This is a genomic window from Sagittula marina, from assembly GCF_014196795.1.
GTDB classification, from domain to species: Bacteria; Pseudomonadota; Alphaproteobacteria; order Rhodobacterales; family Rhodobacteraceae; genus Sagittula; species Sagittula marina.
In genome coordinates, this window is sequence record NZ_JACIEJ010000009.1 from 217,214 (window position 1) to 234,848 (window position 17,635).

The following is a 17,635-nucleotide window of genomic DNA, read 5'->3' on the forward strand; positions in this document are numbered from 1 at the left end:
CGCTGCTAGCGGCCATACCCCCGACGCTCCTGACACAAACATTGCCGGGACGTTCGGTTCTGCTGCTGACCGTCCCCGGCTTTGATCTTGATCAGGTCCGCAGCGCGGGCAGGCCCACGCCCGTCGACTGGAAACCACCGTCCGACGCAATCGTCTGGCCCGTGACGTAGCTTGCCCGGTCCGAGCAAAGAAACACGATAACCGAGGCGATCTCGTCCTCGGAGCCATATCGGTTCAGCGGGATCGCATCGTGGTAGGCGTCGATGATCTCCTGGCTGTGAACCGCCATGGCGAGCTTTGTGCGCACCGGGCCGGGCGCCACGCAGTTGGCACGGATGCCGTATTCCCCGAGTTCGGCGGCCTGCTGCTGTGTCAGGTGAATGACCCCGGCCTTCGATGTGCCATAGGCCACACGCAGGGTCGACGCCCGCAGGCCGGAGATCGACGCGATATTGACGATGGCACCGGAGGTCTTGCGCAGTTCAGCCGTCGCCGCCTGAGTGCACAGGAACACGCCATCCAGGTTCGTCGCCATCACTGTCCGCCACCGCTCGAAGGACGTCTGCTCGATCGGGCCGAAGTCGGCGACGCCCGCGTTGTTCACCAGCGCGTCGATACGACCAAAGGTCTCTGCCACCTGCTCGATCATGGCAGTGACCTGTTCGGGCTGCGACACGTCGCACACCACGGGAAGCACGTTCTCCAGTGCCTTGGCCTCTGCCATCAGCGCTTCGGCGTCGCGGTCGATCATCGCAACCCGGCGGCCCTCTGCCAGGAACTGCTTCGTCGTGGCAAGACCGATACCACGCGCGGCTCCGGTGACGATGGCGGTCTTTTGCACGGATGAGTCGGTCATGACGGTCTCCTCAGTTGGCCTGGTCGAGCAGCACGAGCGAAAGCTGTGGTACGAAGGCGATAATGGCCAGCCCGACCAGGCAGACCAGTAGAAACGGTATCGCGCCTTTTGCCACGCGCTCGATCGGCAGGCGTGTCACGTTGGCGGCGACGTAAAGGTTGATGCCGACCGGCGGCGTGATAAGGCCGATCGCAAGGTTGACCATGACCAGCACGCCGAACCAGACGGGATCCCAGCCAAGCTCACGCACCACGGGCAGGACGATCGGCAGACAGATGAACATCACCGTCACCGGATCCATGAACATGCCCGCGATCAGCAGGACCAGCATGATGACAAGCAGGATCACCAGCTCGTTGCTGCTCAGTCCCAGGAGTGCGCCGGAATATGTGCCGACCAGGTCCTCGACCGTGACGACCCAGCCGAACAGGCTGGCATAGGCCACCACGAGCATCACAGTGGCAGAGGACGCCGCCGCATTCGTCAGGGAATCGTAGAGCCCACGGGGTGTCAGTGTGCGGTAGATCAGAGCACCGACCAGCAGGGCGTAGACGGTTGCAACGAGGGCGGCCTCGGTCGGTGTGAACACTCCGGAATATATGCCACCAAGGATCACCACCGGGGTCATAAGGCCCCAGAAGCTCTCCTTGAAGGACAGCCAGAGCCGCGCGCCGTAGGACCGGCCCATGTAGGGCATCGGGCTGAGCGCCTCAAGCGAGGCCGCACCGCCGCCCGCAGGTTTGGCGAAGGGCAGCGTTGTCAGCATGATGAGGCCCATGAACAGGCCGGGCAGGATCGCGGCCAGGAACAGCTTGGAAATCGAGGTTTCCGCGATCACGCCATAGATCACCAGGCCGATCGACGGCGGAATGACGATGCTCAGCGCGGCACCGGTGCAGACCAGTCCGGCGGCATAGGCTTTCGGGTAGCCGTCCTCGACCATGCCCTTGATGATCATCGGGCCGATGGCCGCGACGGAAGCCGGGCCGGACCCGCTGACCGCTCCCCAGAACAGGCAAACCACGGTGCCGACGACCCCCATGCCTCCGGGCGTACCGCCGATCAGAACGCGGAAGAAGCGGATCATGCGTTCGGCGATGCCGAGGGACCCCATCAGCGTGCCCGCAAGGATGAAGAACGGAATGGCGATAAGAGAAAACTTGGATATGCCGGTCGCGATCAGATCGCCGGCCAGTTCGAGGCCGAAGCCGATCTGCCACATGGCGTAAAGCGCCGAAAGGCCGAGTGCAAAGGCCACCGGCACGCGTAAAGCCAGCAGGATGAAGAACAGGATCACCATTTCGGTGCCGGCGGGCAATCCGGGGATCAGGTCATACATCCGGTATCACCTCGTTGTCGTAGCCGGTTCGCCATACGACCACCGCGTGCTGGAGGTAGCGCACCAGCACGAGCGCAAAGCCGAAGGGCACGGCGGCCTGGTAGTACCAGACGGGAATCTGCAGCCCGTAGGAGCGCATCCCGTTGCCCATCATGTTGGTCATGGCCTGCCACGAGAACCAGGCTGACAGCGCCAGAAGCGTCACCGAGGCGAGCACCGAAACGGCAAAGACAACGCGCCGCGCGGGACGGGGGAGCAGATCATGCACCAGTCCGACGGCCAGGTGTTCACCGCGCCGTGCCGCAATGGCGGCTCCGAAGATCGTCAGCAGCAGAAAGCCGTTGGTCAGCAGCTCCTCTGTCGCGGCGAGCGAGTAATGCGTGCCGTAACGGACCACGACGTTGGCAAAACCAAGAAAGGTCATGGCCAGAAAGAGCACCGCGCAGATGATCTTCTCGGCCTCGCGCAGGATGAAGGGCATCGTGCCTCCCGAAACTCAGGCAGAAGCGGGTGGCGTGCCCCGTCGGGGACACGCCGTTCGGTGAACTCAGTTGGCGCTGTTGATCGCGTCCTGGAAGCTTTGCACCAGCTCCGGGCCGACTTTCGCCGCCCATTCGTCGAATGCGGGTTGGGTGGCTTCCTTGAATGCGGCCAGCTCCTCGGCAGAAGGTTCGTAGACTTCCATGCCCTTGTCGCGCAGGAATTCGATCCCCGTTGCAGTCGCCTCGCGACTGATGTCGCGCTGGTAGCTCATGGCCTCCTGGGCGGCGGTGCGCAGGGTCTCCTGCATCTCAGCGTCGTAGCTGTCCCATTTCTTCTGGCTGATGCCGATGAAAATCGGGTCATAGGAGTAGTGCCACGTCGTGAGGTATTTCTGCATTTCGTAGACCTGTTGCGGAATGATCACCGCACCGATCGGATTTTCCTGGCCATCGACGACACCCTGCTGAAGGGCAGTCATCGTTTCGCTCCACTGCATCTGCTGGGGGTTGGCGCCAAGGGCGTTCATCACGTCGATATACATCGGACCGGCGACCCGCATGTTCAGGCCAGCCATGTCTTCGGGGCTCTTTACCGGGCGCGTGTTGTTGGTCACTTCCCGGAAACCGTTTTCGCCCCAAGCCAGAACGATGATGCCCTTTTCTGCAAGGATTTCCGCCAGTTGCTCACCGGGCGCGCCCTGCGTGGTGGCGTCGACCTGGTCGTAGTCGGCATAGAGATAGGGCAGCGAGAAGGCCGCCATCTCCGGCACCAGTGGCGTCACGTTGATCGCGGAGGTCACCACAAGATCGAGCGCACCGCGGCCGACCATCTCGGCCTGACGCATCTGGTCGCCGCCGGCCAGCTGGGCGTTGGGGAACACGCGCACGGAGATATCGCCGCCGGTCGCCTCGGAAACCAGCTCCGCGAACTTGTCCGCGCCCTTCTGCCAGGTCGTGGTATCGCCGGTGTTGTGCGACAGGCGTAGCGTCTCTGCCGAGGCTGTGCCGACTGTCATCGCGCCCGCCAGCATTGTGGCCAGGGCAGTCTTACCAAATTTCGCGAACATCAAATCCGTCCTCCCAAAGTCCGGGCCATCCTGGCCCCGCCGAACCGCACCTCCCCGTGCCGCCAGCGATCCATATAGTGGAATGCCTTCATTGCCACGCGCAACAAGAACTTGCAATATTGGGAATGAAGCAAATACAAATCCCGAAACATTCGTAAAACGGCAGTGGGAGATTGATCCTTTAAGGGTCATAATATGGAACGCCAAGTGGACATCACCGATGCAGACCCTCCTGCGGGCAGCCAGAGCGTGGACCGCGCGCTGGCGCTTCTGGGCATGGTGGGGCGCTGCACCGACGACGGGGCCAGCCTTGCCGAACTGGTCGCCCGGAGCGGTCTCAACAAATCGACGCTGCGGCGTTTGCTGCTGGCCCTGATGCGCAACGGCATGGTTGAACAGAACACTGAAAGCCGCCGCTATTATCTCGGTTCGGAGGCCTACGTCCTTGGCACCTTCGCGGCGCGTCGTCACGGGCTGCTGGAGCCATCGCTCGAAACGCTCAAGAGACTGGCGCAGGAAACCGGCGACGCGGCCTTTCTGTCAGTTCCGCGCGGGCCGTCGGCGCTTTGCCTGCACCGCGAGGACGGCACCTATCCGATTCGCAGCTACGCACTGCTGGCGGGGGGCATGCACCCGCTGGGTGTCGGGGCCGGATCGCTTGCCATGCTGGCCGCCCTCCCCGACACGCAGGTCGAGGCGATGCTCGAATTGAACGCCACCCGGCTGACCGAGGATTACCCGCTGCTGCCTTTGCAGGAGCTGCGCAGCCGGGTCACGCAATCGCGCGCGCAGGGCTACGCGCTGAACCCCGGCCTCGTGGTGGCCGATTCCTGGGGGCTGGGCGTGGCCTTGCGGGGCCCGGACGGCGAAATGGTCGGCGCACTGTCGCTGGCCGCCATCGAAAGCCGGATGCAGCCGCCGCGCCGTGACGCGCTTGTCGCACAGTTGCAGACCGGCGCCCGCACGATCGAGACAATCCTGGCGCGGCTTCACGCTGCGCCGCCCCGCACCTGAGGAGGACAGAATGCAGGATCCGCAAATCGTAGGCTGGGGCCATACGCCCTTTGGCAAATCCGATCACCCCGACACCGAAAGCCTGATGGCCGCCGCCGTCGCCGAGGCGCTGGACCATGCCGGGATCACCCCCGAGGACGTGGACGGCATTTTTGCCGGCGTCTTCAACAACGGCTTCTCCCCTCAGGATTTCCAGGGCGCGCTTGTGGCCATGGGGGATGAGCGGTTCGCGCATACGCCCGCAACCCGCTACGAAAACGCCTGCGCCACGGGCTCTGCCGCGCTGCACGGTGCGATGGATTTCATCGCCGCCGGACGGGGCCGGATTGCGCTGGTCGTGGGGGCCGAAAAGATGACGGCAACCCCCACCGCCGAGGTCGGAGACATCCTGCTGGGCGCGAGTTACCGCAAGGAAGAGGCCGACATCAGCGGCGGCTTTGCCGGGCTGTTCGGCCAGATCGCGGGCAGCTACTTCCAGCGCTACGGCGACAAAAGCGAAGAGCTGGCGATGATCGCCGCCAAGAATCACGCCAACGGCATGTCGAACCCGCTGGCGCACATGCGCAAGGATTTCGGCACCGCCTTCTGCAACACCGTGTCGGACAAGAACCCGTTGGTGGCAGGGCCGCTGCGCCGCACCGACTGTTCGCTGGTGTCCGATGGCGCCGCCGTGCTGGTGCTGGCCGATGCCGAAACCGCCGCCGAGATGAAGCGTGCCATCGCATTTCGAGCGCGCAGCCACGTCAACGAAATCATGGCCCTGTCCCGCCGCGACGTGCTGGAATTCGCGGGCGCGCGCCGCGCCTGGTCGCAGGCCTTCGAGCAGTCCGGCCTGACGCTCGATGACCTGTCCCTCGTCGAGACGCATGACTGCTTTACCGTGGCCGAAATGCTGGAGTACGAGGCCATGGGCCTGGCCGAGCGCGGCGAAGGCGGTCGCGTGATCCGTGAGGGCATCTCCGCCAAGGACGGCAAGCTGCCGGTCAACGCCTCCGGCGGGCTGAAGTCGAAGGGTCACCCGATCGGCGCAACTGGCGTTTCCCTGCACGTGATGGCCGCGATGCAGCTGACAGAGGACGCAGGAGACATGCAGATCCCCGGCGCGGAGATCGCAGGCGTGTTCAACATGGGCGGCGCCGCAGTGACGAACTACGTGTCGATTCTGGAGCGCGTGAAATGATCCAGCCCGCAGCCATCGACCTGTCCGGCGGATTGACCCCGGTGTCCACGCGGGTGATGAACCTGGCGCATTTCCTCACCGAAAGCGCACGCCGTCATCCCGACGAGATCGGCTTTGTCTGGGGCGAACGGACCTGGACCTGGGCCGAGATGGAGGCCCGGTCGGCTGCCTTTGCCGCCGCGCTGTCCAAAAGGTTCGGCCTGCGAAAGGGCGACCGTCTCCTGGTGCACTCGGCCAACAACAACCAGATGTTCGAGGCCATGTTCGCCTGTTGGCGCATCGGCGCGATCTGGGTGCCTGCGAATTTTCGTCAGTCCCCCGACGACCTCGCATTCCAGGCCGGGAGCGCCCAGGCGAGGGGCCTTCTGTGTGGCGCGGAATTTCCCAAACACGCCACCGCGTGTGACGGGCTGGACTTCGTGATCGGCATCGGAGAGGGCCTCGGCGAAGATTACGAAAGCCTCGTTTCGGCGCACATGGACGACCGGCCTGCCCCGGTCGACGTGTTCCGCGACGACCCCTGCTGGTTCTTCTTCACCTCCGGCACCACGGGGCGCCCAAAGGCCGCGATCCTGACCCATGGCCAGATGGCCTTTGTCGTGACCAACCACCTGTGCGACCTCATGCCGGACACAGGGCCGGAGGATGCGTCCATCGTGGTGGCCCCGCTCAGCCATGGCGCCGGCATCCACCAGCTTGCTCAGGTGGCGCATGGCGTGAAGACAATACTTCCGGCCGGCCCCAAGTTCGATCCCGACGAGATCTGGGGGCTGGTGGCGCGCTGGAAGGTCAGCAACCTCTTTACCGTCCCGACCATCGTCAAATTGCTTGTCGAACACCCGTCGGCGCAAGATCACGACCACTCCAGCCTGCGCTACATGATTTACGCGGGTGCGCCCATGTACCGTGCCGATCAGGTGCGCGCGCTCGAAGTACTCGGCCCCAAGCTGGTGCAATATTTCGGCCTGGGCGAAGTCACAGGCAACATCACTGTCCTGCCTCCGGCGCACCATTCGATCGACGACGCAAAAATGCGGATAGGCTCCTGCGGCTTTGCCCGGACGGGGATGCAGGTGCAGATCCAGGACGCGGAGGGCCGGGAGGTCGCACCGGGCGAAACGGGAGAGATCGCAGTCATCGGTCCCGCGGTCTTCGCGGGATACTTCGACAACCCCGACGCCAACGCAAAGAGCTTTCGCAATGGCTGGTTCCTGACCGGAGATCTCGGGCATATGGATCCCGAAGGGTTCATCTTCCTGACGGGGCGTGCCTCCGACATGTATATCTCCGGCGGATCAAACATTTACCCGCGCGAAATCGAGGAAAAGATCCTTCAGCACCCCGACGTTTCCGAAGTGGCCGTCCTCGGGGTGCCCGATCCCGTCTGGGGAGAAATCGGCGTTGCGGTCTGCGTGCCGCGGGGCGATGGCATCTCCGGCGAGGCGCTGATCGACTGGCTGGGACCGAAAATCGCGCGCTACAAGATGCCAAGGCACGTCGTCTTCTGGGAGGAAATGCCCAAGAGCGCCTACGGCAAAATCACCAAGAAGCTGATCCGCGAACACCTCATGGAGCGCGGTGACCTGCCAGAAGCGGCCCCGGTCGGATGAGCCTGCCCGCCCCCCTGACCCATCCGGGCCCGGCAGCGGAGGCGCGGTTCACCGCCCTGCCCTGCCGCGCCCAACCGGTCACGCTTGGACTGGCCGCCGGACGCCCCTTTGACCTTGCGGTGATCGAAGCCTTTGCGAAAGAAGGCTTCGATGCAGGATACATGCGCCTGCGGGACGCCCCCTTTACACAACTGGACTACGTCATCCCGGCTCGTGCGCCCGGTGACGGGCGCGCGGCGTGGTACAGTGAAACCCGTCACCTCGCCCCGGCGATGTTGATCGAGGCAGGACTGCACCTTGGACGCAGGAACGGCGCGCCGTTCCTGCATTGTCACGGCCTGTGGCGTGACACATCCGGGTCCGGGCCGGAGCCCGCGACACAGATGGGGCATTTGCTGATGCCCGATTCGATCCTGGCGGAGGATGTCACCGCGCAAGGCTGGGGTCTGAGCGGTGCTCGTTTCGAGGTGCAGCCGGACGCGGAGACAGGATTTGATCTTTTCACGCCCGTTGCGACGGGCCTGGCAGGGGGCGGGACCGGCGCGCTGCTGTGCAAGCTGGGACCAAACGAGAACCCGCACGCGCTTCTGCCGCAAGTGTCACACGATCTGCCCCGCGCCCGGATCGAAGGAATCGGAAGCCTGATCCGGACCAGTTTCGAGCAGGTGTGCCAAGACAGCTATGCAACGGAAGTCCTGCTGCACCATGGAGAGTTTGATGGACAGGCGGTTCGGATCGAGGCCAGCTCCGTCGGCTTTGACGGTGTTGCCGCCCGGGGCACCCTTTCTCCTGACGGCAACCGGACCTGCATCACGGCGGAGCTTCTGATTCTCGGGGAGTGAGCCGTCGTGCGCTTCAGGCCGTGCGGTGCCGGGTCGTCAAATCAGCGGTACGAAGGGCAACACAGGTCTGATCCGACGCAGGCGAGCACGACGATCATTCGCCCATGGCGGGCACGCTTCAACGCCATGGGCGACCTGCCCGCTCAAAGACGGATGTCGTCAAGCCGCTGATCTCCGGGAAGCTTCGATCGCTCCAGGATGATCTGCGAAATCGCCCGCGCCCGCACCGGCGACAGCGCGGCGAGGATCGGCGCCGCGTCCCTTTCGTTCATGGTGCCAATCACCATCACCGAGACCTCGATGTCGAGGTCGTTCATGATGGCCGCCGCCTCCTTGGGCTTCATGTTGCGATACAACGAGACCAGACGATCCACGTCCGATGTGTGGGCGGCCTCGACCTTGGCCAACAGCGCTTCGAGTTCCGCCTTCAGGTCGGCCAGCCTTTGCTGTTCTATCTCCAGCGTCTCGGCGCGCAGATCAAGCGCGGCCTCACGTTCCGCGTGCTGCTGTTTCCGGGTTTCCAGCAAAGCCCGTTCCTGCTGGATCGATTCCAGCAGATCCTCCGGCGCCTCGCAAACCTTCGGCTCGGGTGCCGCGACGGGCTTGGGCGCGGCCTCCTCTGCAGCGGAGGCCGCCGAAACAAGCGACGCGCGCTGGATGGGAGAGGCATTGTCGAAGCTTGGCTGCTCCATCAAGGTCACGCCGATCTTGGCCGCCACAGCAACGGCGAGACCGCCCAGAACAAGGGAAATCGGACGCATCGCGGATCAGGCCTCGCGTTCACGGACAGTTTCGAAGAACCCCCGCACCAGTTCGGACTTGCCCGTGGCCTTGGTCGCTCCGGCGGGGCGCTTGGGACGTTCACGCGTGCTGCGAAAGGACGGCTCCTCGCGCTGGCGCTCCGGCTCGGCCTTCTGACCAAGGGAGCGTAGCGCCGAAACCGAGCTTTCGCTGCGGTCGACCGCGGCGGAGAAATCGCCGATCATTGGCTCCATCTCCCTGAGGACGTGCATCAGGGTGCGCACGCGGCGATCCACCAGCCAAGCATAGGTCAGCGTGCCGACAAGCAACACAAGGATAGCGATATCAATCAGGAAAGACATCGGGGGTTTCCTCTTCGTGGTAGAGTTTGTCCGAGAGTTTCAGCGCGATCCGGCCGTTCTTGCGATGACCCACTTCGGCCAGCGCGATCTTCTCGCCGGCGCAGGTCAGCGTGACTGGGTCATCCACCCGCAAGCCAAGGTCGAGCACCTGGCCCGGCGCCCAGCCGAGCACCTCGCGCAGCGACAGGCTGGATTGCCCGAGCACCGCGGTGACCGGGACATTTGTCAGGTTCAGCATGTCGGTCATCTTCAACCGCCAACCGCTGTCCCCGCCAAGCTGGCCGCCGGTGAACTGTTGCGACAGGATATGACTGACAGTCTCGAAGGCCGTATTGGGCAGCACAAAGACCATCTCGCCCCGGCGACCCTCTATATCTACAGAGAGCGTCGCGCGCACGCAGGCGCTGGTCGGCGGCGCAAGCAGCAACGCTTTGGGGTTCGTTTCAAGATGGCTGATCTCGAACCGCACCGGACTGACCTTGGCAAAGGCGCCGGAAAGTTCACGCAGCACGGTGTCGGTGAAATTCTGCCCCACACGTTTTTCGATGCTGGTGAAATTACGCGATTTCTTTTCCCCGACCGATGCCGTGCGCCCGCCAAAGGTGATCTCGATTATGCCGAACAACAGCTCCGGACGCAGGATGACGGCGACGGTCCCACCCCATTCCTCCGCCGTGGTCACAGAGATGAGCGAGGGGTTCGGCTGATCCTTCAACGCATCCTGGCAACTGAGGTAGTCGACCTTCGACAGGCTGACATCGACCATGGCGCCGAGATAGCTTTTCAGGGTCTGGGCCAGCGACAGCGCAAAACGGTCGAACACCACTTCCAGCATCGGAAGCCGCGCGTAGGACAGCTTGGCACGTTCGACGATCAGCTCTTCGACGGCGCGCGTGTCGGGTATCGGGGGCTGCCGGGAGGTCATTGTACGATGAGGTCCGCGATGAGGAATTCCTGGGGCGCGTCGCTGTCTGAAATTGCCCGCGCCCGTCGCAGCAGTTCCGACTTGAGCCGGACCAGCCCGATCGAGCCTCTCAGATCATCCTCGTTGAGCTGCCGCAGATACTCCTGGAAGCTGTCGCGCAGGAACAGCTTGCGGGCCTCGATGTTCTCGGCCCCGGCGATGCGGTCGTCATAGGCCAACGCGAGGTTGAGCTTGAGGAACCGCGAGGTCTCCCGCCCGGTGGCGGTGGTTGCGGTGATGTTGACGATGATTTCCTGGAAGGGCGTCACGATGATATGCTCGCGGGGCAGGCCGTGGGACGCCGACGCGTCATCTTCCGCTGGCTGCGCCGCCTCATCGTTGTCAGCGCTCTTCGCAAAGCCGAGGAGCGCCATCACGCGATCAGGACCGGCAGACACCGCGACACCGCCGGCGAGCGCCGCGGCACACAGCAAGACCAGCGCCACGAGCCGCAGCACCAATGTCTTCTTCGGCGTCTTGCCGCCTTGGGATGCTCCGGAAGTCTCCGCCATCGCCCCTTATCTTCAACTTGTTCTAATCTTGACCCAACATGCGCACCGCTGCTCGTTAAAGCAAGTATAAAAGCCCATCCAGTTCTTGCCGGACAAGATTAATTATGTTTATCCTTGGCCATAACTTGGAAAGAAGCAGACCCCGTGCAAGGCATACTCGACAATCTGAAATCGCTGGGCTGGCAGCGGCTGACCGTGCTCGGCGGTGCCGGGTTGGCGATGATCGTCGCCGTGTTCTTCGGGTTGTCCGCCGTGACCACACCGGAATACGTTTCGCTCTATCGCGACCTGTCCCCCGCAGAAGCCGGGCGCATGGTCGACTCGCTGGAACAGGCAGGCATCCGATCCCGAACGGACATGGCGGGCACCGCAGTGAGCGTTCCCGCCGAGGATATGGCCCGTGCACGCATGGAGCTGGCGGGGGCCGGGCTTCCGAATGATGGCACCCCCGGCTGGGAAATCTTCGACGAGACCAGCGGCCTTGGCATGAACACCTTCATGCAGCGGGTGAACCGCGCCCGCGCGATGGAAGGTGAACTGGCCCGCTCCATCCAGACCATCGACGGTGTCGAGGCCGCCCGTGTGCACCTTGTCCTGCCCGAGCGGGAGCCGTTCTCGCGGGAGCGGCCGCGCCCCTCGGCCTCGGTCATCGTGCGTGGCACGCGTCAGATCGGGGTCCGTCATGCGCGTTCGATCCGCTCGTTGGTGGCCTCCGCCGTACCAGACCTCGCCCCGACGCAGGTCACGGTTCTTTCCGCGTCCGGCGAGACCATTCTCGCCGACGATGGCGACGCGGGCAGCGAAGCCTCCCTGCAATCGGCACGCGCGCAGATCGAAGACCGGCTGGGTCAGCGGATCGCCCAGATCCTCAGCGCCCGCGTCGGCGCCGGAAACGCGCGGGTTCAGGTCAGTGTCGATCTGACCACCGAACGGCAGGTGCTCCGCGAACAGACCTACGATCCGGACCAGCGCGTCGTGCGCTCCACCGAGACCCGCGAAGAGACCCGCGAGGATCAGCGCGCCGGGTCCGGCGAGGTCGGCGTTGCCGATGACATCCCCGCCGCGCTGGCCGACGACGTGCCCGGTGGCAATCGCAACAGCTCCAACAGCACCAACGAGATCGTCAACTACGAGATCGGTGGCACCTCTTCGGAAACCGTGCGCGAACCGGGTGATATCGAGAAGGTCTCCGTCGCTGTGCTGGTGAACGGCATCTACAACGTGCAAGGCGGCGGTGACGTCGAATACGAGGAACGCAGCGCAGAGGAACTGCAACGGCTTGAGGCCCTGGTCCAGAGCGCCATCGGCTTCGACGAGGCGCGCGGCGACAGCGTCGAGGTGGTGAGCCTGCGATTCATGGATTACTCGATGGACGTCGGGGAGCCCGTCTCGCGCGGGTTCGGGCAGGTCCTGTCGGAGAACACCGGCACCATCCTGCGCGGAACCTTTGCTCTGGCGCTGGTCGCAGCGGTCCTCGGCCTCGGCGTGCGGCCCGTGCTGAACCGGGTGTTCGACCAGCCCGCCTTGGCCGATGCCAGCGGATCCGGCGCTTTGCCGAGCCTGCCGCAAGCCGGCAACCTGACTGCACAGACCCAAGGCAGCACATCGTCTTCCGCGGCGGCGTCCACGGGGCGCACCGCAGGCGGACAGCCCGTCTACCAGACCGGCACGATCCTCGATCCGCTGCCGCCCGGTTCCGATGACATGGTGGAACTGGCGGCGGTGCAAGGGGGCGTCCCGCGGGGCCTCATCAACACCGTCAGCGAGTTGATCGAACGGGAACCTGACGGCGCCGTGACCGTCGTTCGCTCCTGGCTGGCGGAGTGGCCGAAGACATGAGTTATATCTTCGAACGCAATTTCGACGCCAAGCAGGAGGCGACGCAGCGTGGCGAGGAGCCGGTGATCGGCGCCATCTTCACCCGTGCGGAACTCGACGAAGCCGTAGCCCGCGCGCACCGCGAAGGGCTGGAGGCCGGACTTGCGCAGGGGCAGGCAGAAACGTTGCAGGCGACCCAGACCTCGGCGAGCCAGCGACAACTCAGCGCGCTGGAGGCCGTCGCCCCGGCGCTGACCGAATTGATCGCAGGGGCGGATTCGCACCGCGCCGCGTTGGAGGCGCAGATGGTCGGCTTCGTTCTGGACGTCTTTGAACGGCTTGCGCCCGACGTCTCTGCGCACCTCGCGCCGAAACAGGCGGAGCGCGAAGCGCGAAACGCGATCCGCATGGCGCTCGGATCGGCCGTCCTGCGCATCTGGTTTGCCCCCGACGCTCTCGACACCTCCGGCGAGGAGGTCCGCAAGGCCGCGCGGCTTGCGGGTCTTGGCGGCCGCCTCGACATCAAGGCGGACCCCGAGCTCGGGACCGGTGACGTAAGGGCGGAATGGGATCACGGCGTCATGACCTACAGCTTTCGGGACATCTGCGCGCGCGTCCTGTCTTCGTTGGGTCGCACGCAGGAAGACATCGCACGCAGCCTCGGACAGGACACGCAGGAGAGCAGGACATGAGCGAAGAGCACGAACAGGAACAGGCCCCCGAAAATGCCACTGTCGTGCAGGCCGTGGCCGAGGAAGCCGCGGCCAAGGCAGGCGACACCGGCAACGCCAGCACGATCGACGCGATGCTCAATGTCGGGCTGAACGTGCAGATCGTGCTGGGACAGACCCGGATGCCCATTGCGCAGCTGCTCAAGCTGAGCCGAGGCTCGATCATCGAGCTGGACAAGAGTATCGGACAGCCGGTCGAGGTGGTCATCAACGACCGGCTGGTGGCACGCGGCGATCTGGTGAAACTCGAAGACGACCGCCTCGGCGTCTCCCTGATCGAGATCGTCAAGGACTACGTGTCCGAGGCATGACCCGACACGGCGGCCTTCCCGAAGCACTCTTCCCCGGCCTTCTGGCCGTGGGGTTTTTCCTGCTGGCCGCCACCCAGGCAGAGGCGCAGGCCGCCGGCTCCGACCTCCTCGGCGCGTTGGGCGATGCCCTCGGCGCGGCGCCGGAGGGATCGGATGAACGTGCCAGCCTGTCCGGGCGCATCATCCAGCTCATCGCCGCGATCACCGTGCTGTCGCTGGCGCCGGGTCTGCTTGTCATCATGACAAGCTTCACGCGGTTCGTGATCGTCTTCTCGATGCTGCGCTCTGCCCTTGGCCTGAACCAGACACCGCCCAACATGGTGCTGACCTCCATGGCGCTGTTCATGACCTTCTTCGTCATGCAGCCGGTGTTCGAGGACGCATGGGAGGGGGGCGTGCAGCCGCTGATGGCCAATTCGATCACCGAGGAACAGGCTCTTGTGCGGATCGGGGATCCGTTCAAGCAGTTCATGTATGTCAACACGCGAGACAAGGATCTGGCCCTGTTCCGGGACATTGCCGCACGCGGCAACGGCAGCCTTGCACCGGAAGAAAACGCCCCCCTACCGGAAACGGTCGAGGACGTGGGCTGGCGCGAACTGGTCCCCGCCTTCGTTATCTCCGAATTGCGCCGGGCCTTTTCCATCGGGTTCCTGATCTACCTGCCTTTCCTGGTGATCGACCTGATCGTGGCGTCCGTGCTGATGAGCGCTGGCATGATGATGCTGCCACCGGTCCTGATCTCCTTGCCGTTCAAGGTGATCTTCTTCGTATTGATCGACGGCTGGTACATGCTGGCCGGGTCTTTGATGGAAAGCTACCTGCCGCTGGTCGGCGGTGGCTGACGTGAAAAAGGGGGCACGACATGGCTGTGGCTGACGTCAAGCGGACGAACACGACACATTCCGGCAAGCCGGCACGCCGGCCACGCAAGCTCACCGGGCCGCAAAAGGCCGCGGTGCTGTTCCTGTCGCTTGGCGAAAAGCGTGGCTCGGCGCTGTTGCAGCAGCTCGACGAGGAAGAGATCCAGCAGATGACCCGCGCCATGTCGGGTCTTGGATCAATCTCCTCCGATACGGTCGAGGAGGTGCTCACCGATTTCGTGCAAGGCATCACCAACGGGGGCGGGGTGGTCGGCTCCTTTTCTGCTGCGGAAAACCTGCTGCGCTCCCTCATGCCCGGCGACAAGGTGGATGGCATCCTCAAGGACATCCGCGGCCCGCTCAAGGAACGGGATCTCTGGGCGCGGTTCAACACCATGTCGGAAAACGTCATCGCCAACTACCTGAAGGGTGAACACGAGCAGACCATCGCCGCGATCCTGTCGAATGTGAACACGGACGTGGCGGCCAAGGTGCTGCCGCTGCTCGGCCCGGAAAAGATGAACGACGTGGTAGAACGGATGATCCGCATGGAGGCCGTGCCGCATCACATGATGCAGCAGATCGAGGAATCCCTGCAGGCGGACATCATGAACGCGGGCGCACAGCCGACCACCGCCGAACAGCACAAGAAGATGGCCGACCTGTTCAACAAGCTTGATCGCAATGCGTTTGACAGCATGGCGCTGGAGCTTGAGGAGAAGATCCCCGACACCTTCAATGCGATCCGCGCCAAGATGTTCACCTTCGAGGACCTGTCGAGAATGGAGGCGCTGGACCTGGCCAAGGTCATGCGCGGCGTGCCGGGAAACACGCTGCCCACGGCGTTGCGCGGTGCGACCGAGAACGCGCGGACCGCGTTCCTGAATGCGTTGCCGGCGCGGTCGCGCGACATGCTGACCGAAGAGATGGAGAGCATGGGACCGGTGCGGCGCCGCGACGTGAACGCGGCCCAGGCGTTGATGCTCGATTATGCCCGACAGCTGGCCGACGAGGACCAGGTTCGCCTGCCCTTCGGCGACGAGGACGAGAACCTGTTCTGATCTCAGCGGCGGCGGTAGCCGCCAAAACCCTGGATCGCCTCGATGTCGATGGTCGCCGGAATATAGCTGCCGGAGCCAACGCCGAGCGCGCCGGACAGCAGGGTCACGGCAGCGTTGCGCCTGACGGCGGTGTCCGAGGTCGCTTCCCGGATCGCGACATAGCGTTTCACCAGGTCTTCCACGACCTCGGGGTCCGACAGTGTGCTCAGGTCGAGCTTCTCGGTGATGACCGCCGCCTGCCGGTCGATGTCGATACCGGCCATCGCTTCGGGCAGGCCAAAGGCCGTCCGGAAGAACTCCGACAGATCGCTGTCCCGCAATATGTCGAAAGGTGAGTCGATGCTTGCAGCCTTGCGGCGGAACTCCAGAACGGTGCCGATGGTCTCGCTCTCGTCGTTCTTCCCGTTGACGTACTGCGTGTCGACATACTTGTTGACGACGGCGGTTTTCCAGGCGGCATTCAACGTGTTGCGGTTGCCCACACCCTCCGGACCAAATCCCATCGCCTTGTGGAAGTCCTTGAACCGCTGATCCGTCAGACGGTTCACCAGCGCGGTCGGCTCCAGCGGGTCGCTCTTGAGAACCTTCTCCATCATCGCCTTGCCGAAAATCTGGTCCTCGAGGTCGTAGGCCTTCATCACGAAACTATAGAGCCGATAGTCCTCCGTCAGATCTTCGACGTTTTCGACATCACCAATATTGTCGAGGAAATAGTCGATTTCGCGGGCGTGCTGCGGCGCCTTGCGGATCAATTCCTGATCCTTCTGCTCCGTCGCGTTGACAAGCTGCAACGCCACGATGCCGGACATGCCCGAGATAGAGATCATGCGCCCGCGGGTTCCGTTCCGGGTGCGCCGAACACGTCATCCTCGCGCCGCATCAGCGGGTGCAGGTTGCGCAACGCGCTGAAATATTCGCCCTTGCTGACGTTGTTGGCGGCCTCGAAAACGTGGCCGCGCAGCTGTTCACCGAACACGGGCACCAATGCGCCGAGGCGGCTCTGGATTTCCTTGGTCAGGCGGTCCCGGCGCGCCGGTTCGATCAGCGCGTTCTGGATCAGGAAATACACCGTCCGCACCGGCGTCGAGGCCGCGTCCGGTTTCAAAAGGTCGGTCTCCCGGATGATGTCCGCACGGTTCTCGACGGTGATCGTCGACTTGCGCCCACCGTTGCGCATCATGCAGCCGTTGACGACGAACCGTTCAAACGGCTTGAGCGTGAGATTGAGTGCCATCTTGGTCCACCGCTGCTGGAGCCGGGGCCAGACCGCTGAGGCCGCCCAGGATATTCTTGTTCACGTCGATCAGGGCCTGAAGCCCCTCACCGCCACCAATCACGACACCGCTGGTGCGATCAACCCAAAGCGCGATCGACAGCAGGTTGGCGCGCAGCGCGGCCGGTAGCCGGTTGTTGCTGTCCGCCAGATCGCTGCCCAGTCGGCTCCAGAGAACACGGTTTTCAGCCACAGCGTCGCGAAGTCCGTGCGCAAGGATGGCGCTCCGGGCGACATTGTCGCCGCGCGCCGCGCTCCAGTCCGCGCTGTGCTGCTCCATGCTGCCTGTCACGCGGGCAAACACCCGTGCTTCAATCTGCTTGGGCGAAGCGCTTTCGCGGATCGTGCGTTTGTATGCCGAGATGCTCATTCGATTTCTGCCTTTATGCCCCCGACGGTTTGCGAGGTCTGTCGAATTCCGGGCCCGGTTGGTCCGCGGCTCCGGCCAGGGAGGGTGGGCGCCACGGGCGCCCACCGGCCATCTTGCCATCCGTGGACCTTAGCCCACGGTCACGATCAGCGGAAGAGCGACAGGATGTTCTGCGGCGCCGAGTTGGCGATCGACAGGGACTGGGTCGCGAGCTGCTGCTGCACCTGCAGGGACTGCAG

The 17,635-nt window shown here is 64.1% G+C and carries 20 protein-coding genes; 9 read left to right on the top strand and 11 right to left on the bottom strand.

Going from position 1 to position 17,635, the window contains the following annotated elements; genetic code table 11:
- Positions 1–91: 91 nt before the first annotated feature.
- The 4 genes from GGQ68_RS17635 to GGQ68_RS17650 all read right to left on the bottom strand — a co-directional run bounded on the left by GGQ68_RS17635 (position 92) and on the right by GGQ68_RS17650 (position 3,744).
- A complete protein-coding gene (locus GGQ68_RS17635; RefSeq protein WP_183968325.1) occupies positions 92–856 on the bottom strand; it encodes an SDR family NAD(P)-dependent oxidoreductase in 765 nt (254 codons plus the stop codon).
- Between the two features lie 10 nt (positions 857–866).
- Positions 867–2,195, bottom strand: coding sequence for a TRAP transporter large permease (locus GGQ68_RS17640; protein WP_183968327.1), 1,329 nt, complete (start codon positions 2,193–2,195; stop codon positions 867–869).
- Entirely contained in the window at positions 2,188–2,676 is a 489-nt protein-coding gene (locus tag GGQ68_RS17645) for a TRAP transporter small permease (RefSeq protein WP_183968330.1), read from the bottom strand. The genes GGQ68_RS17640 and GGQ68_RS17645 overlap by 8 nt, the downstream gene beginning before the upstream one ends.
- A 66-nt stretch (positions 2,677–2,742) precedes the next feature.
- On the bottom strand, positions 2,743–3,744 hold the full coding sequence (locus GGQ68_RS17650; protein ID WP_183968332.1) for a DctP family TRAP transporter solute-binding subunit: 1,002 nt from the start codon (positions 3,742–3,744) through the stop codon (positions 2,743–2,745).
- 195 nt (positions 3,745–3,939) lie between these two features.
- On the opposite strand from GGQ68_RS17650, the gene GGQ68_RS17655 reads away from it, so the two are divergent.
- Genes GGQ68_RS17655 through GGQ68_RS17670 form a run of 4 tightly spaced genes read left to right on the top strand, consistent with a single transcriptional unit; the run spans position 3,940 to position 8,390 of the window.
- On the top strand, positions 3,940–4,758 hold the full coding sequence (locus tag GGQ68_RS17655; protein ID WP_183968334.1) for an IclR family transcriptional regulator: 819 nt from the start codon (positions 3,940–3,942) through the stop codon (positions 4,756–4,758).
- A 10-nt stretch (positions 4,759–4,768) separates the two neighbouring features.
- Positions 4,769–5,938 carry an acetyl-CoA acetyltransferase gene (locus tag GGQ68_RS17660; protein ID WP_183968336.1) on the top strand — a complete coding sequence of 390 codons (1,170 nt, stop codon included), beginning with the start codon at positions 4,769–4,771 and terminating at the stop codon, positions 5,936–5,938.
- Positions 5,935–7,548 carry an acyl-CoA synthetase gene (locus GGQ68_RS17665; RefSeq protein ID WP_183968338.1) on the top strand — a complete coding sequence of 538 codons (1,614 nt, stop codon included), beginning with the start codon at positions 5,935–5,937 and terminating at the stop codon, positions 7,546–7,548. The genes GGQ68_RS17660 and GGQ68_RS17665 overlap by 4 nt, the downstream gene beginning before the upstream one ends.
- On the top strand, positions 7,545–8,390 hold the full coding sequence (locus GGQ68_RS17670; RefSeq protein ID WP_183968340.1) for a DUF296 domain-containing protein: 846 nt from the start codon (positions 7,545–7,547) through the stop codon (positions 8,388–8,390). The genes GGQ68_RS17665 and GGQ68_RS17670 overlap by 4 nt, the downstream gene beginning before the upstream one ends.
- 143 nt (positions 8,391–8,533) lie before the next feature.
- Here GGQ68_RS17670 and GGQ68_RS17675 read toward each other — a convergent pair whose 3' ends face one another.
- Genes GGQ68_RS17675 through GGQ68_RS17690 form a run of 4 tightly spaced genes read right to left on the bottom strand, consistent with a single transcriptional unit; the run spans position 8,534 to position 10,969 of the window.
- On the bottom strand, positions 8,534–9,151 hold the full coding sequence (locus tag GGQ68_RS17675; RefSeq protein ID WP_183968342.1) for a MotE family protein: 618 nt from the start codon (positions 9,149–9,151) through the stop codon (positions 8,534–8,536).
- Between the two features lie 6 nt (positions 9,152–9,157).
- Positions 9,158–9,493 (bottom strand): flagellar motor switch protein, encoded by a 336-nt coding sequence (locus tag GGQ68_RS17680; protein WP_183968344.1) that lies wholly within the window; start codon positions 9,491–9,493, stop codon positions 9,158–9,160.
- The gene (locus GGQ68_RS17685; RefSeq protein WP_183968346.1) at positions 9,477–10,418 is read right to left on the bottom strand and encodes a flagellar motor switch protein FliM; all 942 of its coding nucleotides are present in this window, start codon (positions 10,416–10,418) and stop codon (positions 9,477–9,479) included. Before GGQ68_RS17685 ends, GGQ68_RS17680 begins: the two co-directional genes overlap by 17 nt.
- The gene (locus tag GGQ68_RS17690) at positions 10,415–10,969 is read right to left on the bottom strand and encodes a flagellar basal body-associated FliL family protein (RefSeq protein ID WP_183968348.1); all 555 of its coding nucleotides are present in this window, start codon (positions 10,967–10,969) and stop codon (positions 10,415–10,417) included. Before GGQ68_RS17690 ends, GGQ68_RS17685 begins: the two co-directional genes overlap by 4 nt.
- A 144-nt stretch (positions 10,970–11,113) precedes the next feature.
- On the opposite strand from GGQ68_RS17690, the gene fliF reads away from it, so the two are divergent.
- Genes fliF through GGQ68_RS17715 form a run of 5 tightly spaced genes read left to right on the top strand, consistent with a single transcriptional unit; the run spans position 11,114 to position 15,753 of the window.
- Positions 11,114–12,808 carry a flagellar basal-body MS-ring/collar protein FliF gene (fliF, locus tag GGQ68_RS17695; RefSeq protein WP_183968350.1) on the top strand — a complete coding sequence of 565 codons (1,695 nt, stop codon included), beginning with the start codon at positions 11,114–11,116 and terminating at the stop codon, positions 12,806–12,808.
- Positions 12,805–13,479: a FliH/SctL family protein gene (locus tag GGQ68_RS17700; protein ID WP_183968352.1), complete on the top strand. Its 675-nt coding sequence runs from the start codon at positions 12,805–12,807 to the stop codon at positions 13,477–13,479. The genes fliF and GGQ68_RS17700 overlap by 4 nt, the downstream gene beginning before the upstream one ends.
- On the top strand, positions 13,476–13,829 hold the full coding sequence (locus GGQ68_RS17705) for a FliM/FliN family flagellar motor switch protein (protein WP_183968354.1): 354 nt from the start codon (positions 13,476–13,478) through the stop codon (positions 13,827–13,829). The genes GGQ68_RS17700 and GGQ68_RS17705 overlap by 4 nt, the downstream gene beginning before the upstream one ends.
- Entirely contained in the window at positions 13,826–14,674 is an 849-nt protein-coding gene (fliP, locus tag GGQ68_RS17710) for a flagellar type III secretion system pore protein FliP (protein ID WP_183968356.1), read from the top strand. The genes GGQ68_RS17705 and fliP overlap by 4 nt, the downstream gene beginning before the upstream one ends.
- Positions 14,675–14,694: 20 nt before the next feature.
- On the top strand, positions 14,695–15,753 hold the full coding sequence (locus tag GGQ68_RS17715; protein ID WP_183968358.1) for a flagellar motor switch protein FliG: 1,059 nt from the start codon (positions 14,695–14,697) through the stop codon (positions 15,751–15,753).
- Between the two features lie 2 nt (positions 15,754–15,755).
- Here the strand turns inward: GGQ68_RS17715 and GGQ68_RS17720 are convergent, their stop codons facing one another.
- From GGQ68_RS17720 to GGQ68_RS17730, 3 genes are read right to left on the bottom strand one after another with little or no spacing between them, the layout of a single operon-like run.
- On the bottom strand, positions 15,756–16,580 hold the full coding sequence (locus GGQ68_RS17720; RefSeq protein ID WP_183968360.1) for a DUF1217 domain-containing protein: 825 nt from the start codon (positions 16,578–16,580) through the stop codon (positions 15,756–15,758).
- Entirely contained in the window at positions 16,577–16,987 is a 411-nt protein-coding gene (locus GGQ68_RS17725; protein ID WP_183968362.1) for a flagellar biosynthesis repressor FlbT, read from the bottom strand. Before GGQ68_RS17725 ends, GGQ68_RS17720 begins: the two co-directional genes overlap by 4 nt.
- The gene (locus GGQ68_RS17730; RefSeq protein ID WP_183968364.1) at positions 16,956–17,396 is read right to left on the bottom strand and encodes a flagellar biosynthesis regulator FlaF; all 441 of its coding nucleotides are present in this window, start codon (positions 17,394–17,396) and stop codon (positions 16,956–16,958) included. Before GGQ68_RS17730 ends, GGQ68_RS17725 begins: the two co-directional genes overlap by 32 nt.
- Positions 17,397–17,635: the final 239 nt, after the last annotated feature.

Coding starts and splice junctions, on each gene's coding strand:
- GGQ68_RS17680 (WP_183968344.1), bottom strand. CDS start 9,493: ATGTCTTTCCTGATTGATATCGCTATCCTTGTGTTGCTTGTCGGCACG.
- GGQ68_RS17655 (WP_183968334.1), top strand. CDS start 3,940: ATGGAACGCCAAGTGGACATCACCGATGCAGACCCTCCTGCGGGCAGC.
- GGQ68_RS17675 (WP_183968342.1), bottom strand. CDS start 9,151: ATGCGTCCGATTTCCCTTGTTCTGGGCGGTCTCGCCGTTGCTGTGGCG.
- GGQ68_RS17690 (WP_183968348.1), bottom strand. CDS start 10,969: ATGGCGGAGACTTCCGGAGCATCCCAAGGCGGCAAGACGCCGAAGAAG.
- GGQ68_RS17705 (WP_183968354.1), top strand. CDS start 13,476: ATGAGCGAAGAGCACGAACAGGAACAGGCCCCCGAAAATGCCACTGTC.
- GGQ68_RS17720 (WP_183968360.1), bottom strand. CDS start 16,580: ATGATCTCTATCTCGGGCATGTCCGGCATCGTGGCGTTGCAGCTTGTC.
- GGQ68_RS17645 (WP_183968330.1), bottom strand. CDS start 2,676: ATGCCCTTCATCCTGCGCGAGGCCGAGAAGATCATCTGCGCGGTGCTC.
- GGQ68_RS17665 (WP_183968338.1), top strand. CDS start 5,935: ATGATCCAGCCCGCAGCCATCGACCTGTCCGGCGGATTGACCCCGGTG.
- GGQ68_RS17650 (WP_183968332.1), bottom strand. CDS start 3,744: ATGTTCGCGAAATTTGGTAAGACTGCCCTGGCCACAATGCTGGCGGGC.
- GGQ68_RS17700 (WP_183968352.1), top strand. CDS start 12,805: ATGAGTTATATCTTCGAACGCAATTTCGACGCCAAGCAGGAGGCGACG.
- GGQ68_RS17730 (WP_183968364.1), bottom strand. CDS start 17,396: ATGAGCATCTCGGCATACAAACGCACGATCCGCGAAAGCGCTTCGCCC.
- GGQ68_RS17635 (WP_183968325.1), bottom strand. CDS start 856: ATGACCGACTCATCCGTGCAAAAGACCGCCATCGTCACCGGAGCCGCG.
- GGQ68_RS17640 (WP_183968327.1), bottom strand. CDS start 2,195: ATGTATGACCTGATCCCCGGATTGCCCGCCGGCACCGAAATGGTGATC.
- fliP (WP_183968356.1), top strand. CDS start 13,826: ATGACCCGACACGGCGGCCTTCCCGAAGCACTCTTCCCCGGCCTTCTG.
- GGQ68_RS17660 (WP_183968336.1), top strand. CDS start 4,769: ATGCAGGATCCGCAAATCGTAGGCTGGGGCCATACGCCCTTTGGCAAA.
- GGQ68_RS17685 (WP_183968346.1), bottom strand. CDS start 10,418: ATGACCTCCCGGCAGCCCCCGATACCCGACACGCGCGCCGTCGAAGAG.
- GGQ68_RS17670 (WP_183968340.1), top strand. CDS start 7,545: ATGAGCCTGCCCGCCCCCCTGACCCATCCGGGCCCGGCAGCGGAGGCG.
- GGQ68_RS17715 (WP_183968358.1), top strand. CDS start 14,695: ATGGCTGTGGCTGACGTCAAGCGGACGAACACGACACATTCCGGCAAG.
- GGQ68_RS17725 (WP_183968362.1), bottom strand. CDS start 16,987: ATGGCACTCAATCTCACGCTCAAGCCGTTTGAACGGTTCGTCGTCAAC.